Annotated in this window: 17 protein-coding genes and 2 pseudogenes; 11 read left to right on the forward strand and 8 right to left on the reverse strand. The window is 41.2% G+C overall.

Translation table 11 applies throughout. The features are described from left to right. Positions 1-42: 42 nt before the first annotated feature. The 3 genes and pseudogenes from BEB54_RS21670 to trkG all read left to right on the forward strand — a co-directional run bounded on the left by BEB54_RS21670 (position 43) and on the right by trkG (position 3,820). Positions 43-1,410 carry a hypothetical protein gene (locus tag BEB54_RS21670; RefSeq protein ID WP_032183954.1) on the forward strand — a complete coding sequence of 456 codons (1,368 nt, stop codon included), beginning with the start codon at positions 43-45 and terminating at the stop codon, positions 1,408-1,410. A 312-nt stretch (positions 1,411-1,722) separates the two neighbouring features. After that, a pseudogene (locus BEB54_RS29435) lies at positions 1,723-2,112 on the forward strand (IS5/IS1182 family transposase); the annotation flags it as partial. Between the two features lie 250 nt (positions 2,113-2,362). Next, a complete protein-coding gene (gene trkG / locus BEB54_RS21680) occupies positions 2,363-3,820 on the forward strand; it encodes a Trk system potassium transporter TrkG (protein WP_001360580.1) in 1,458 nt (485 codons plus the stop codon). Positions 3,821-4,554: 734 nt separating this feature from the next. Here trkG and iraM read toward each other — a convergent pair. From iraM to bluF, 5 genes are all read right to left on the reverse strand, one after another. Continuing rightward, positions 4,555-4,878: an anti-adapter protein IraM gene (iraM, locus tag BEB54_RS21685; protein ID WP_000649797.1), complete on the reverse strand. Its 324-nt coding sequence runs from the start codon at positions 4,876-4,878 to the stop codon at positions 4,555-4,557. Positions 4,879-5,126: 248 nt separating this feature from the next. Beyond that, the gene (locus BEB54_RS21690) at positions 5,127-5,387 is read right to left on the reverse strand and encodes a biofilm development regulator YmgB/AriR family protein (protein WP_072004008.1); all 261 of its coding nucleotides are present in this window, start codon (positions 5,385-5,387) and stop codon (positions 5,127-5,129) included. A 394-nt stretch (positions 5,388-5,781) separates the two neighbouring features. Beyond that, entirely contained in the window at positions 5,782-6,186 is a 405-nt protein-coding gene (locus tag BEB54_RS21695; protein ID WP_032183956.1) for a DUF1398 domain-containing protein, read from the reverse strand. 221 nt (positions 6,187-6,407) lie between these two features. After that, positions 6,408-7,139 carry a DNA-binding transcriptional repressor BluR gene (gene bluR, locus BEB54_RS21700; protein WP_000332295.1) on the reverse strand — a complete coding sequence of 244 codons (732 nt, stop codon included), beginning with the start codon at positions 7,137-7,139 and terminating at the stop codon, positions 6,408-6,410. Positions 7,140-7,343: 204 nt separating this feature from the next. After that, positions 7,344-8,555 carry a blue light-responsive regulator BluF gene (bluF, locus tag BEB54_RS21705; RefSeq protein WP_105277835.1) on the reverse strand — a complete coding sequence of 404 codons (1,212 nt, stop codon included), beginning with the start codon at positions 8,553-8,555 and terminating at the stop codon, positions 7,344-7,346. Positions 8,556-8,868: 313 nt separating this feature from the next. On the opposite strand from bluF, the gene ycgZ reads away from it, so the two are divergent. The 6 genes from ycgZ to ymgF all read left to right on the forward strand — a co-directional run bounded on the left by ycgZ (position 8,869) and on the right by ymgF (position 12,291). Continuing rightward, positions 8,869-9,105 (forward strand): regulatory protein YcgZ, encoded by a 237-nt coding sequence (gene ycgZ / locus BEB54_RS21710; protein ID WP_001186982.1) that lies wholly within the window; start codon positions 8,869-8,871, stop codon positions 9,103-9,105. A gap of 42 nt (positions 9,106-9,147) precedes the next feature. Continuing rightward, complete coding sequence (locus BEB54_RS21715; RefSeq protein ID WP_032302888.1) at positions 9,148-9,420, forward strand: hypothetical protein; 273 nt, start codon at positions 9,148-9,150, stop codon at positions 9,418-9,420. 28 nt (positions 9,421-9,448) lie between these two features. Beyond that, positions 9,449-9,715, forward strand: a complete 267-nt coding sequence (gene ariR / locus BEB54_RS21720) for a biofilm/acid-resistance regulator AriR (protein WP_000888778.1) — start codon at positions 9,449-9,451, stop codon at positions 9,713-9,715. A gap of 120 nt (positions 9,716-9,835) precedes the next feature. Next, entirely contained in the window at positions 9,836-10,084 is a 249-nt protein-coding gene (locus BEB54_RS21725; RefSeq protein WP_088541688.1) for a hypothetical protein, read from the forward strand. Positions 10,085-10,417: 333 nt separating this feature from the next. After that, a complete protein-coding gene (locus tag BEB54_RS21730) occupies positions 10,418-11,941 on the forward strand; it encodes an EAL domain-containing protein (RefSeq protein ID WP_088541689.1) in 1,524 nt (507 codons plus the stop codon). A gap of 131 nt (positions 11,942-12,072) precedes the next feature. Next, a complete protein-coding gene (gene ymgF / locus BEB54_RS21735; RefSeq protein ID WP_001065863.1) occupies positions 12,073-12,291 on the forward strand; it encodes a cell division-associated protein YmgF in 219 nt (72 codons plus the stop codon). Positions 12,292-12,466: 175 nt separating this feature from the next. Here the strand turns inward: ymgF and BEB54_RS21740 are convergent, their stop codons facing one another. The 3 genes from BEB54_RS21740 to BEB54_RS21750 are packed head-to-tail and all read right to left on the reverse strand — an operon-like array spanning position 12,467 to position 13,304. Next, positions 12,467-12,802, reverse strand: a complete 336-nt coding sequence (locus BEB54_RS21740; protein ID WP_000979977.1) for a YmgD family protein — start codon at positions 12,800-12,802, stop codon at positions 12,467-12,469. 3 nt (positions 12,803-12,805) lie between these two features. Then, positions 12,806-13,150: a YMGG-like glycine zipper-containing protein gene (locus BEB54_RS21745; protein WP_000726978.1), complete on the reverse strand. Its 345-nt coding sequence runs from the start codon at positions 13,148-13,150 to the stop codon at positions 12,806-12,808. A gap of 1 nt (position 13,151) precedes the next feature. After that, complete coding sequence (locus BEB54_RS21750) at positions 13,152-13,304, reverse strand: hypothetical protein (protein ID WP_032183962.1); 153 nt, start codon at positions 13,302-13,304, stop codon at positions 13,152-13,154. A gap of 265 nt (positions 13,305-13,569) precedes the next feature. Here BEB54_RS21750 and BEB54_RS21760 point away from each other — a divergent pair. Both BEB54_RS21760 and BEB54_RS21765 read left to right on the forward strand, forming a co-directional pair. After that, positions 13,570-13,686 (forward strand): annotated as a pseudogene (locus tag BEB54_RS21760) (ATPase); the annotation flags it as partial. 67 nt (positions 13,687-13,753) lie between these two features. Then, positions 13,754-14,850 (forward strand): AIDA repeat-containing protein (locus BEB54_RS21765; RefSeq protein ID WP_172953786.1); only part of this gene is annotated, 1,097 nt, incomplete at its 3' end.

The following is a 14,850-nucleotide window of genomic DNA, read 5'->3' on the forward strand; positions in this document are numbered from 1 at the left end:
GATCCAGAATATCAACCCCCCTGAGAAAAAGGATTGTATTATATGGTAACACCATGCCGCATTAACGCGGCTGTGACACTGTCCCAGCTCCTGCAGAGCCAGGAAAGTTGCAGGACTCATCTGCGGGAGATGATAAATTTAATTCACAGAAATACGGACTGTAGCACGATGAGTTCTGACCAGATTAACGAACTGGCGGATGTCATGGCGACCGCACTGCAGCCAAATCAGATGGCTAAACTGCCGGATAATCCAGACATGCCTAGGGCGCGTGGTCTGCAAATTCCTGAGTCGTTCAGTTTTAGTTTTTCCGACCACACCATTACCTTCACCAACACGCATATGGATTTTAATGGGGACAATTGCGTGAATATTATGGTCAGCAAGGATGGGAGGAGTGCCTGTGGCTATGCTGATTGTTATCTGTTTAACGCCTTTGTCACAACACTGGTCTCACGCATTCGCCAGCCCGGAATAGATGATTTCAGCCCTTCTATCACAGAAGAAAAACAACGGGAAGGAGTGAATTACATGCTAACGCCATGCTACTCCAACCTCGCCATGGGCGCGACATTGCCCCGGCCCCTGCTGCTGCTCCAGAGCAGCGAGAAAATTCTGAATCAGATGAAAAATTTAATCATCGAGAATACGGACGAGGCTAACGAACTGGTAGTTGCCATGACGAATGCACTGTTTACGTACCGGGCGGAGGTGGGGGCTGACCCGCAACTCACTAAGCTTTTCACTGAGCCGTTCAAGTTTAGTTTCTGTTTTTCCGGCCACACCATCACCTTCACGAAAACTATTAGTAATAGCAAATTAGTGAATATTGATGTCAGTGATGGCAGTGTGAAGGTCTGTGGAAGTGTGGATAGTGCCCGATTTCACGCCATTGCCGCGACACTGTTGTCACATAACCAGCCAGAATCACTTGATTTCAGGTCCTCCCTCTCCGCACTGTCGGAAGAAAACCTGAGTGCGAAACATGAGACAGTCCCGCAACGTCGTGTCAGGGTAAGGTCGAAAGTTGCCATAAAGCTCCCCATTCCCTACGAGGTTATCCGGAAATGGTCGATGATGACCTCGGATGAGCGGCGCAACGTCGATTTCAATAAGTGGTGTGAGAGCCACAACATCCGACCGTGCACAGCACGTCATTACCTGAATTTGAGCAAGGACGGATTAACCTGGGTGGGCCGAGCGAAGCTGAACAAACCAGAGAAATGGAACAGAGTTACCAAAAATCTCGTCCGGGAATGGTCGAAGATGCCCCAGGTTCAGCGGGAAAAGATCAAGGGTGTTAAGGGGTTTTGTACTGACCACAGCATTAATATATTCACTGCCAGAAAATACATGACAGAGAATGGGCTTACCGAAAGGGGCAAGAGCAGGATAAAGAAAGGTTCGTAAGGATCCGGTAAATTCGCGTTACATAATCATCAGCCCCTTAAATCGAAATCATAGTGGAGGGGCTTTTTTGAATAAATCGTACTTTTACTGAGTTTAAGGATCAGACCACACATCATCTGCCAACACGGCTCGTCCCGTTACAAAGCAAAAGTTAGAATCACCAACTGGCACATCAATAACAGAGCTCTTATCAACCGAGGCCCCTCCCTGTCTGGTTGCACGAGGAGGTGATTTCGGATTGGTATAAGTCAGCAATGCCTTCTTCCCAAGGGCGACCTCAGCATTCAGCGTAACGGATGTAGAGGTGTAGCCGGATTAATCCGGCAAACCCATCAAAAAATCAGGACAGCAGCAGACGGAGTTTACGCCTCTCGGCTCTGTTACGAGCAGCTGCGCCGTGTGAAAATCAGCGCGCTCATCCCACCCCAAAAAGGAGCGGGTTACTGGCCCGGTGAGTATGCCGACCGTAACTGTGCAGTCGCGTATCAGCGATTGACCGAGGGTAATTCCCGGTGAAAATGGACAAAAGATTACAATCGTTGCTCAATAGCGGAAACGGCAATGTACAGGGTAAAACAGTTATTCTGAGGTTCTCTGATGCTGCTAGATTATGATAGGCCGGTTGCAGAGGCTTTGGTCATGGTGCATACGCTGAACATAATGACGAAGGTAGGTATACCAGAAAGTGTTCATACTGCCTGAAGATACAACCTGCTCAGGGGACACTTACCGAAAAATTATTTATTCGACAAAGCCCCATAGGGAGCGACTTGTAATGATGCAGGCCCAGCGGGAAGGCTCAACAATACATAACCGAACAGTGTTATAATAAGATTCATTTTGCTGATTGTTTCATAAGGACCAGTGAAGTAAGATCTAAGAAGAGTTAAAATTTATACAGTATAATCATGACATTGCAGTAAGGTGGTTATAATTGAAAGAACATTTGGATATGAATACATCTCATGTAAGAGTTGTAACTCATATGTGTGGGTTCTTGGTCTGGCTCTATAGTCTTTCAATGTTACCACCAATGGTTGTAGCATTGTTTTATAAAGAAAAAAGCTTGTTCGTTTTTTTTATTACTTTTGTTATATTTTTTTGTATTGGTGGCGGAGCGTGGTATACCACTAAAAAATCTGGCATTCAATTACGCACCCGTGATGGGTTTATTATAATTGTAATGTTTTGGATTTTATTTTCTATTATTAGCGCATTTCCATTATGGATTGATTCAGAGCTTAATTTAACGTTTGCTGACGCGCTGTTTGAAGGGGTTTCCGGAATAACAACAACAGGAGCAACAGTAATTGATGATGTCAGTTCATTATCTCGGGCATATTTGTTCTACCGGTCACAATTAAATTTTATAGGCGGTTTAGGGGTTATTGTTCTGGCAGTTGCTGTGTTGCCATTATTGGGTATTGGTGGTGCAAAACTTTATCAGTCAGAAATGCCAGGACCATTTAAGGATGACAAACTGACTCCACGCCTGGCTGATACGTCGCGGACACTTTGGATAACTTATTCTTTATTAGGCATTGCTTGTATTGTTTGTTATCGACTTGCAGGAATGCCGTTGTTTGATGCTATTTGTCATGGACTTTCTACAGTTTCTCTTGGCGGTTTTTCAACTCATAGTGAGAGTATCGGTTATTTCAATAATTATTTGATTGAACTGGTGGCGGGCTCTTTTTCTCTGTTATCGGCTTTCAACTTCACTCTTTGGTATGTTGTTATAAGCAGGAAAACAATAAAACCCTTACTCAGAGATGTTGAACTTCGTTTCTTTTTGTTAATAGCTTCAGGTGTTATCATTGTTACCTCTTTCCAGGTCTGGCATATAGGTATGTATGACTTAACTGGAAGTGTTGTTCATTCGTTTTTTCTTGCTAGCTCCATGCTCACTGATAATGGTTTAGCTACGCAGGATTATTCAAACTGGCCCACACATACGATAGTTTTTTTGCTGCTGTCAAGTTTTTTTGGGGGATGTATAGGCTCAACGTGCGGCGGAATTAAATCACTTAGATTTCTTATACTTTTTAAACAAAGTAAACACGAAATAAATCAGCTTTCTCATCCCAGAGCATTGCTTAGTGTAAATGTAGGAGGGAAGATTGTTACAGACCGCGTAATGAGGTCTGTATGGAGTTTCTTTTTTCTTTATACTTTCTTTACAGTGTTTTTTATACTGGTGCTAAACGGTATGGGATATGATTTCCTTACATCATTTGCGACAGTCGCTGCATGCATTAATAATATGGGGCTGGGTTTTGGGGCTACCGCATCCTCATTCGGTGTTCTTAATGATATTGCAAAATATCTCATGTGTATTGCTATGATTCTTGGTCGACTTGAAATTTACCCTGTTATTATACTATTTTCAGGATTTTTTTGGCGTTCTTGATATATAGTTAATTTATGATTGTGAATTTTATAGTATGTTGACCCCCTCATATGGACTGGACCCATAGGATTATTACCATCTCCGATGTGAAGTTGATAAAAAAATGCCTCTTTCTTACGCGAAATATCATCATTTCATCTGACGTGAATGCTGATAGTATCCAGGCTTGAGAAGCAAGCAGGCTACTCACTTAGCCTCGACGCCTCCTATTTACTATAAGAGACATCGAAATAACATTACAGTACAGTTTTTGCCCATCGCCTTCTGCGAAGTTTAGGAATGCAAGATGTTGCAGTGAGTCTTGTTCCACAGCGGGAACAGACAGCACCATGAGGTTGATTTAACTCAGGTTTATAGGTTGTAAAATTAAAACTTTGGCTTGAGCAAATCGGGCAGCAAAATTTAAGATTGGGGATAGCCCCTCCTGCCGGATACGTTGAAACCTAAGGTTAGTTCAGAAGGTAGAAAAAAGATAGGTAACTACGTTAAATTAATAGCATTAAACACTAAAAAAATAAACTCTGACGTCACATACATATCATTGTTTGACCACTCGGTAGAGGAACCAGAAACAAGTATTATGGGTTAAGTGCAGCTTCAGGTGTTGAATCTGGATTCAACGAATACATTCAGCACCATGCCTTCAAATAAAACAAAATCATAGAGCCCCTCTACGAAGGGGCAGTTTTTGGTAGATTTATCTATAGCATATAGGGAAGGTTAAATAACCCCCATTACTTGAGACCATGTGGACATATTTGCATAATGCAATGCTTATGCAGGCATTTATTCGTAATTTTGTTTGATTCTGTAGGACACTCTTGACTATTTTTGATTAAATTCCATAAATTTTTGTTGAATAGCGCCACGTTAAAAATACTGATCGGATATTCTTTATCCTCGAGTATAATACCTGACTTAATAACTGTAAATATGCTGCCAGGTGGGAGAAAGATATTTGAACGATACCAAATGATCATTTTTATATCGCTCCATATGACTGAAAAATATATACCACACGAAGGTTGTATTACAGTATCAATTACTATACACTTCATTTCTTCGCCTTATTCTTCTGTTCCAATGATGTTGATAAAGAATATCAATATAATTTGTACTATAGTCAGCTCAGATGAGGTTGAATGCAAAGGTGGTTTGTTCTTTATTTATATTTAAAGTTGTTTTTCTATCGCGGACGTTAGAGAAATATGCCAATGCATAATCTCTTTCCCCGCACTCATAATTAAATATGAATATAATCGCTAGTATCCGGGCACTCTTCGTGTATTAAAACTCCTGAGATGACTTAAATATCGTCTAATGTAAAAAGAAGCACCACTTCCAAAGCATTCCTGATAATATCTTTTTCAACAATGTCATCAGCAGATGATAAAAATGAGAGCAATTTCAGTATAATGCTCTTGTTATCCACGCGTTCGTTGCAAAGATATAAATCTCTAACTGCCTTATCAATTGCAAGTTTTTCTTCTGAAAGCCGACTATCATATTTATTCAAATATGCGTATAGGTTCATTTCAAAGTTCATTCCTTGACTTTGCATAGACATAATTGACTCCCAAGGATTTAATTAAGAATTTTATCCAAATGAAATTTAAAACAAGGGATCTCAACAGAGGCTAAACAAAATCAAATTTAGTAACATGATTAAATAATTCATTCCGTTTTAGTTCTGTTTAGTCAGGACGATATATATTTAATTTAAAGAAGGTTTTTAAACAAAGCATAGCTTTTATGCTGGTTTGTGCCACTTTGCCAACCACCATGGTTGGCTTTTTTATATAAAGATCATAAGGATGACTATCTTACTGACATGATGAAAAGGTTTCAATTATTGGGTTTTATAGTATCGGTTTGACTGTTATGAGCAGCGTTAACTCGTTCCTGATAATATTTTGTTATTTTACTGAATTATGATAGATCTCTGATGTGTTAAAATTTTGCTAGATTAATGGCTTGTTATTTTCCACATCTTCAACATACAACAGCGTATTATCAATAGCGTAGTAGCCGCGTTTGTTGTTATTAACATCGGTTACCCAGCGGAAAACGCCAGCACTTGCCAGTGTTGTACAATACTCCCAAAATGTAGAGTTCCCAGAAATATGAAGCAATGCCGCCTCTTTAATTTTTCCTGGGTTTTTGGTTGTACTGACTTTTAACAGGCTACGGTTTCCTCTTAATAACAAAACTGTTTCATCGTGAGTAATAATTCTGATGTTATCCGTAGCCAGATAATAAATGTAATGCACAATACGGTGATGTTTTAACTCTGAATAAAACCAGGAAAAGTTTTGCTCTTTTCTCACTTTTTCAAACATCTTTTGAAAAACAACGACCTGATCCATCAGGATAATAACCTTTTGTTAGTTGTGAGAGTGCGTAGTGTGCACGATCGGTTTTCTCACTTCAAGCTGGTCTGTCCTTTGGCTGTGATATGTACAAAGTGTGAAAGGGGGGGTTACCTGAATTCTCCCGGTGAGCATTTTGCAACGGATCAGCTCCGGTACAAACGCTGTTGTGGGTTCAGATTATAAGATTCTGTCTAAGGGGCGGGATAAAGGTGAAATTAGGGGGCATGAAAGATGACGTTATAACCTTGCTCACCCCAGTGTTGTAAAAGTTCGTTTTGCCTTCTCGTTGGTGCCATGCCTGTCCAGACAATCAATGTTTGCGTCGGGAACAGTTCCGGGCGCGGCGATTCAATGGGATCAGCAAGGACAGAAATATGCCATCCTGACAATGATAAACGCCATGCTTCCAGCCACAATCGTGCTCTCTCTTCAACATTCCACGCCATTAGAATGGCTTCTTTACCGGGCTTACGGCGCATTTCGAAAAGTGAGGCTGCTGCGTATTCAATTAATGCGCCGTCAAATATACTGCTCATAATGCGGGAGGTGTTGTGATCAAGCACGAGACGCTGACGAACAGGAAGGTAAACATGATTAATCAATTGATCTACCGGGTACTCTCGACCCAGTGAAATAATTCTCGCGCGTAGTTTGGCAGGATTAGCCATACGAAGAATTGACATCATCTCTTCTTGCAGGCGGCTCCAGTCATCTTCCGTATCCTGGCTGGTGGTTTCCAGTAATGCTTTAACTTTGCCTACAGGGACGCCATTACTTATCCAACGCTTGATCTCTTCGATGCGTTGTATGTCTTCTTCATCAAAGAGTCGGTGTCCGCCTTCACTGCGCTGTGGTTTTAACAAACCGTAGCGGCGTTGCCAGGCCCGGAGAGTGACAGGATTAATCCCGCAACGTTCAGCAACATCACCAATGCTGTAATAAGCCACAATTCCTCCTTGCGCTCATAAATCTCCGTCGCCTGTACACGACCCAATAATACTTTGTACAATATACGCTAAAATTGTACAAAGTATAAATAAGATTTCAGCTAAATTGGATAAAACATTATTTTTAATGTGGATTAAATTAAAACATAACGTATTCATTTTCACGATGATTTCCAGAAATCATGTGAAATAATGTGCTGAAAATTATTTTTTCTCCGGCCACGCAACTGAAGGGATACCATTCAATTTAGCTTTGGCAAACAGATCTCCCTGAAACATCTCAATTCCTGCAGATTCAAGCCACATCCACTCTTCTGGTGTTGCCACACCCATCGCAGAGACTTGAATTTCAAGTGATGTACAGCATTTTATGATCGCCTGAATAATTGCCTGCCGAGGCCCGCTTTTATGAACATTGGTAATCAATTCCTGACTGATTTTAATTCTGTCAGGCTGGAAGCGTGACAGGAGTAACAAACCAGCAAAACCTGTGCCAAAATGGTCAATTGCTACACTCATACCGGTAGCCTTAAGTGATTTAACAGCATCGGCAAATTCATCAAACCGAGATATGACCTCACTTTCAGTAAATTCCACGATAATTTGTTCAGGCACCAAACCATTGGCCTTTATTTCATCAAGTAAAAAAGAGACCGCGTCAGGCTCGTTAACCAGGGTCATAGGTAATAGATTGATTGAAATCATTTTATCACCGAGCTCAAGTGCGTGTGCCATCGCGAATGCAAGTGCCTTACTTTTGAGATCCGCTTTGTAGATTTCCCCGTCTTTACGCTGCCCAACCGCTATAGCTGATGGGCTATCTTCATTTTTTTGCACAATGGCTTCAAAAGCGATTATTCGCCGCGATAAGGGATCGACAATAGGATGAAAGGCAAAGTGGTCGTTTATAGTTGGTGAAAGGGTACAGGAATCAAGTTCTTTATCAGAACCGTCAGCGATAAAAAGCCAGGAGTCTTCGGCAGGGATCTCGAAATAGGTTGCTTGTTCGGTTGCAAGGACAAAAGTACGAAAAAATTGTAGCGCTCTGTCATCATAAGTTAGCTGAAATTTTGATGTACCCTTGTCGAATACGGCCTGTAAAACGTCATCTCGCTCGTGCAGGCGTAAATCAAATAATTCCATTCCTGCTTTGCCAAAACGGCGAGCAGGCGCGTAATCGCACAACAGTTCAACAATATTATAATGCCGTGGATCCTGGCATATGGCCCGATATATCAGTTGAACCTGTTCTTCCGGACCTTCCAGAAGCTGGAAAAAATGAGAACCATTAAACAGTAAGATCCCTGTTACGTCAGACTGCATGTTCCTGCGATTTGCTATCGAAACCATTTCTTCGATTTTTTTGACAGGTTCGTCGTCACGTATATGGCTACGATAAATAAGGGTGGTAAGCATTAACAATCCAGGGTAATGGGCGAGGCGAGAGTAAGACGGTAACAGACATATCTGCTTGTGTCTTTCTTTTAATACCAAAACATAACTGTTTCTTTACATTTATAAAAGGTGGAAAAAGTTGAAGATGAGTTCGTTTGGAATCTTGTATAGGTTGTCAGTCAAATGATGCAAATAATTTTTACGTATCTCATTGTTTTATAGGTGTTAGCACTAATTGCAAAAAAATAATTTATCATTCTGTACACATATTTCGTACAAGTTTGCTATTGTTACTGCACTTAACAACGTTTAACATTTTTAATAGAGGCGTAGCATGCAGCAAAATTCAGTGATTTCAGATTCTGCGGGGGCAATTACTCGTTACTTTGCAAAAGCTAACTTGCCTACTCAGCAGGAAACCCTCGGGGAAATTGTGACTGAAATTTTGAAAGATGGACGTAATCTGAGTCGAAAGTCGCTTTGTACCAAACTTCTTTGTCGACTGGAGCAAGCGACAGGGGAAGAGGAACAGAAACACTACAATTCACTAATTGGGTTGCTTTTTGAATAATGTGACAGCCTGATTATTTGACAGATTAACTATGAAGTCGTTATGAAGACATCTGATAATGAAAGTATAAAACATGAAATTACTGGCCAGGCGGTGCTCCAGATATTACGCATGAAGATAAATTTTTCGTTGCAGACTCTTATTAAGCAATTACTCGTAATGAAATCGGCTGAGGAAAATGCTTTCCGACGAGATTTAATTGACAGCATAATTCGTGATTTTAGCAACAGTGATACAGGAGGGCCAAACAGAAGAACAGCGATAGCTGACAATAAAAGTATGTTCAATGGTAAGAAAATAAACAGAATACATTAAAATTTCATAAGTAAGATGAGAGGTTACCATGCTTGAAGATACTACAATTCATAATGCAATAACTGATAAAGCGTTATCAAGCTACTTTCGCAGTTCGGGTAATTTGTTAGAAGAAGAGTCAGCTGTGTTAGGGCAGGCTGTGACCAATTTAATGCTTTCAGGCGATAATGTTAATAATAAAAATATTATCTTAAGTCTGATACACTCTCTGGAAACAACAAGTGATATTCTCAAAGCTGATGTGATTAGAAAAACACTGGAAATCGTGTTGCGATACACAGCTGATGATATGTGACTTTTTATTGTTTAGTATAACTAGCATAAGTTTATAGAAAACTCATTCATCTTATTTTTGTCTGTCGCTTAGACTATACACAGCATAATTCTATTGGATTGATATTTTTACGAGGCTGACATGAATAATTCAATTCCCGAGAGATTTATTTTTCAATGTGCTTTATTTAAAAATCTCGAGAGGGAGGTGTTCATGGCGCATGGGTATGTTAATAGTCATATTCTTGATCAGGCTTTACGCTTGCGTTTAAAAGATGAAACGAGTGTGATTCTTTCTGATCTCTACCTGCAAATTTTGCAGTACATTGAATTGCATAAGACAACACTAACGGATGTCATTATTAATGACAGGGAATCCGTGCTCTCTTAGAACTGAGTAAGGTTTTAAAATTACCATCAGCTGTATCATATGCTGGTGCAAAGTAATAATTTAAGTCGTTATGTTTCTTAATATATCCGGAATATCAGGGGTTAAACAAGAATGGAGAACTATTGTTCTCCATTCTTGACGTCTGACATCCTGCCAGATTTGCTTAATTTTACCCACATTAAGCACAATAATTAATAGGTTAGATGACGATGGAGAAAATTTTATCTTCGGCGTGGATATTTCTTATGCTCTCTACCATGCTCTCTTTAGACGCCAGCACGAGCGAATGAACGTCATTTTCATGTATTAAAATCCTTAGTCCGGGACAAGCGAATGCGCAATACACTCATACCCATCCTCGTTGCGATATGCTTGTTTATAACCGGTGTCGCTATTTTGAATATCCAGCTCTGGTATTCCGCAAAAGCAGCATATATGGCGGGAGCGAGATATGCTGTCAACAATATCAATCACATACTTGAAGAAGCGTCACAGGCGACTCAAGCGGCGGTTAACATTGCCGGGAAGGAATGCGACCTCGAGGAGCAATATCAGCTTGGCACCGAAGCAGCTCTGAAACCTCACTTGCGCACAATCATCATTCTCAAACGCGGAATGGTCTGGTGTACATCCTTGCCGGGGAATCGAGTCCTGCTGTCTCGTATTCCTGCTTTCCCTGACAGTAATTTATTGTTGGCTCCGGCAATCGACACCGTCAATAGATTGCCTATCCTGCTCTATCAGAGCCAATTTGCAGACACGCGTATTTTGGTCACGATAAGTGATCAGCATATTCGTGGAGCGCTTAATGTGCCCTTGAAAGGGGTAAGGTATGCATTACGCGTAGCGGATGACATTATTGGACCTACCGGTGACGTGATGACGCTTAATGGACACTATCCTTATACTGAGAAGGTTCACTCCACAAGATATCATTTCACTATTATCTTTAACCCACCACCATTCTTTAGCTTCTACAGACTTATCGATAATGGCGTAGGGGTTTTGATATTCATTCTGTTAATTGCCTGCGCCGCAGCCTACCTGCTTGATAAGTATTTTAATAAAAGCGCAACGCCTGAAGAGGTCCTGCGACGGGCAATAAGTAATGGTGAGATTGTCCCTTTTTACCAACCTGTGGTAAATGGTCGGGAAGGTACATTGCGGGGAGTTGAGGTATTAGCCCGCTGGAAACAACCTCACGGCAAATATATCTCACCCGCGGCATTTATTCCACTTGCTGAAAAATCTGGATTAATTGTTCCGCTTACACAAAGTCTGATGAATCAGGTTGTCACACAGATGAACGCTATCGCGAGTAAATTGCCGGAAGGTTTTCATATCGGAATTAATTTTAGTGCCTCGCATATTATTTCGCCGACGTTTGTCGACGAGTGCTTAATTTTCCGTGACAGTTTTACCCGCCGCGATTTAAACCTCGTTCTGGAAGTGACCGAGCGTGAATCATTAAATGTTGATGAAAGTCTGGTTCAGCGGTTGAACATTCTGCATGAAAATGGTTTTGTCATCGCACTGGATGATTTTGGTACTGGCTATTCAGGGCTTTCTTATCTGCATGATCTGCATATTGATTATATTAAAATTGATCACAGTTTTGTTGGTCGTGTCAATGCAGACCCGGAATCAACCAGGATTCTGGATTGTGTACTGGATCTGGCTCGTAAACTTTCGATCAGTATCGTCGCTGAAGGTGTCGAAACAAAAGAACAACTTGATTATCTGAATCAAAACAACATCACATTTCAGCAGGGTTATTATTTCTATAAACCGGTAACCTACATCGACCTGGTTAAAATTATCCTTTCTAAACCGAAGGTGAAGGTTATGATTGAGTAAAAATTGATCATTAAGACCATGGTGCGGTGTAATTATAGACAGCTAATTAGCTCGTTGCGTCTTGTTACTATTGTTCATTATTTTGTTTGCTATAATTGTTTGAAAGTTTTGACAGGATTGCCATTAGTAGCATGAACAATAGTAATAATCTGGATTATTTCACTCTCTATATCATCTTTTCCATTGCATTTATGCTGATCACCTTGCTGGTCATCCTTATCGCAAAACCCAGTACTGGGCTTGGAGAAGTGCTTGTGACGATAAATTTGCTGAATGCCCTTGTTTGGCTGGCGATCAATCTGGTTAATCGAGTAAGGGAAAAACTCGTTAGCCACAGGGATCAGCACTAATCTTTCTTTATGCTATAGCCGCTATATAGTAATAAGTATTGTTGTATTTGTGGTTTAATGCCGATTAAATTGCTTTGCTTGTTGTTGTGAGGGCGTATTGGCGGGTGTGATGTTTCATTGTAGAACTATATACAACCACCGCGTCGAATCAATCGACGCGGTAACAGACGAAATATTATTTTTTGCCGATAGCACGCATGGTGTCATCAATTGCCGTGATCAACAGCATTTGCGGGTCTTTAGCGCAAACCTGGTTCAGTTTTTCTACCACTTTGGCGCTCAGTTCCGGAGATTGCTCAATTTTTAAATCACGGCTGGCAACGCTGGCATTACCCATTACCGCAACAATTTCTGCAACTTGTGCGCTGTCAGTTTTTGCCATTTCGTTGGCTTCTGCGCAAGTAATATAGGTTTCTGACGGCAAACCGTTCTTAATATTGTAGTCCTGCGCCCAGGTCATTGGTGCGAAAACAAACAGACCCGCCAGTAAAGCAAATTTTTTCATCATCATTCCTTATTTCATTTTACCCAGAATTGCACCACCCGTACCGCCAATTACGGCACCTTTAATCGCCCCTTCAAGGCCATTGCCGGTCAGAACGCCAGTGACAGCACCAACGGCGGCACCCACTTTTGCACCTTTGCGCGCATTTTTGCCGTCGCGGCCTTTTTCTGTTACTGCACCAACGCCAGCGCCAACAGCTGCACCTTTCAGTACGCCATTAACGCCATTGCCAGTAAGTAAACCAACGCCTGCACCAAGTAGTGCACCTTTTGTGGTGCGATTCATATCCGCCATCGCTGGCGCGGAGCAGAGCAATGCTGAGATAAGCCCGAAGGCGAGTATTTTTTTCTTCAACTTAGATGTCCGGTATTAAGTAAGTTGCACACACAATAATTTCGTCTTCAATTAAGACCTGCTTAACTAAAGAACGCTCGCTATTATTCAGATAATTCAAAATGAGCGTGGCTGTGATGATAGGAATTATGTCTTTTACTTGAATGAGAATAATCTTAAATAAAAAATAACTCTTTGATTGACAATATTTTTATTCAAGAAGTGTCATTGGCTGTTAACGTGATGTTGTAAAGGTAAGATAATCTGATGCATCAATATTATTGTGTAATATTCATGTGAGTAGAAGATATTCATCAGAAACAATTATGTGAGTCATTTTACTTTGCCGACGGCCTTATTTTCGCAGAATAAGCGTACGACAGTCTTATCTGAAAAGATTAATTTTTATTCAACCACACTTCAGCGCGATGCGTCTAAAAATGCCTCTTTCTTATGCGGAATATCATCATTTCATCATGATGTCTTTGATGAGCGGTGAACACAATACACTTGCGCTGTCTCTTAAGGATGAATCCCCTGGTCTGGTGCCTGTGGGCCGATGTTGCAGCAGAGCTAAGGTCGCTTACCCGCTACTCAGTATTCACTTTTCAGAGGATGAAATTTATGAACAGGACCAGTCGCTATTATTTTCGCCGTTCAGTACTTTCCTTATTGATATCTGCCTTGATATATGCCCAGCCTGGAGAGGCTGCTTTCACATCAATCGTTACTGGTATCGTAAATGGTGAAACTGTGGATGGCGAGCAAATAGTAGATGAACGGGGGACAACTAATGATACTCATATCATTAATCACGGCCACCAGACTGTATTTGGTGGGGTGTCTAATGGAAGTATTATTGAAATGGGTGGACAACAAGATGTAGCAAACCATAACAATTATCAGGGGCAAGCTAATAATACAATCCTTCATGGGGGTACACAGGTAATTTATAATGGTGGGAATTCTAGCGGTACGATAATCGCGAGTGGCAATCAGCAAGTTTATAACGGTGGTACCAGCAATGGCACGTTAATCGAGGGTGGCAATCAGTACATTTATAAGGATGGTAACAGCAATGGCACGATAATTAAGAATGGTAATTCATACGTCGAAGGAGGGAGAGCAAACGGGACTGTCATTGATGGTGGTAAACAAACAGTAACAGCTCAGGGGCATGTTGACGGTACGACGATAAATACATCTGGTTCTCAAAACATCACACAAGGAAGTCTGGCAACGAACACAACAATAGATGGGGGCCGACAGTATGTAGATTCGAGTATTGTAGAAAACACTATCATTAAAAATGGAGGTGACCAAAGAACAATTAAGAGCCATGCGCTGGACACCACAATAGATGGTGGTCGACAGGATGTTGATTCAAGCACTGCACAAATAACCACCATTAAAAATGGAGGAATGCAGACGCTGCAAAACACGTCAACGGCGCACACTACCACGATCTATTCTGGTGGGACGCAAATTGTTGATAGCAGGAGCACCTCGAATGTTATTGAAATATATTCCGGTGGCGTGCTTGATGTTAGAGAGGGCACGGCAACGAATGTTACCCAGCACGATGGCGCGGCTTTAAAAGCAATGACTGACAGGTCGACGGTGAGCGGTACGAATAGTGAAGGGGCATTCTCTATTCACAATAACGTGGCAGACAATGTGTTGCTGGAAAACGGTGGTCATTTAGACGTATATGGTTCGGC

The organism is Escherichia sp. MOD1-EC6021 (assembly GCF_002965245.1).
Lineage (GTDB): Bacteria > Pseudomonadota > Gammaproteobacteria > Enterobacterales > Enterobacteriaceae > Escherichia > Escherichia coli_F.

Bases quoted from the DNA above. Each gene is read 5' to 3' on its own strand.
- BEB54_RS21670 (WP_032183954.1), top strand. From the start codon at position 43: ATGGTAACACCATGCCGCATTAACGCGGCTGTGACACTGTCCCAGCTC.
- trkG (WP_001360580.1), top strand. From the start codon at position 2,363: ATGAATACATCTCATGTAAGAGTTGTAACTCATATGTGTGGGTTCTTG.
- iraM (WP_000649797.1), bottom strand. From the start codon at position 4,878: ATGAAGTGTATAGTAATTGATACTGTAATACAACCTTCGTGTGGTATA.
- BEB54_RS21690 (WP_072004008.1), bottom strand. From the start codon at position 5,387: ATGTCTATGCAAAGTCAAGGAATGAACTTTGAAATGAACCTATACGCA.
- BEB54_RS21695 (WP_032183956.1), bottom strand. From the start codon at position 6,186: ATGGATCAGGTCGTTGTTTTTCAAAAGATGTTTGAAAAAGTGAGAAAA.
- bluF (WP_105277835.1), bottom strand. From the start codon at position 8,555: ATGCTTACCACCCTTATTTATCGTAGCCATATACGTGACGACGAACCT.
- ycgZ (WP_001186982.1), top strand. From the start codon at position 8,869: ATGCAGCAAAATTCAGTGATTTCAGATTCTGCGGGGGCAATTACTCGT.
- BEB54_RS21715 (WP_032302888.1), top strand. From the start codon at position 9,148: ATGAAGACATCTGATAATGAAAGTATAAAACATGAAATTACTGGCCAG.
- ariR (WP_000888778.1), top strand. From the start codon at position 9,449: ATGCTTGAAGATACTACAATTCATAATGCAATAACTGATAAAGCGTTA.
- BEB54_RS21725 (WP_088541688.1), top strand. From the start codon at position 9,836: ATGAATAATTCAATTCCCGAGAGATTTATTTTTCAATGTGCTTTATTT.
- BEB54_RS21730 (WP_088541689.1), top strand. From the start codon at position 10,418: ATGCGCAATACACTCATACCCATCCTCGTTGCGATATGCTTGTTTATA.
- ymgF (WP_001065863.1), top strand. From the start codon at position 12,073: ATGAACAATAGTAATAATCTGGATTATTTCACTCTCTATATCATCTTT.
- BEB54_RS21740 (WP_000979977.1), bottom strand. From the start codon at position 12,802: ATGATGATGAAAAAATTTGCTTTACTGGCGGGTCTGTTTGTTTTCGCA.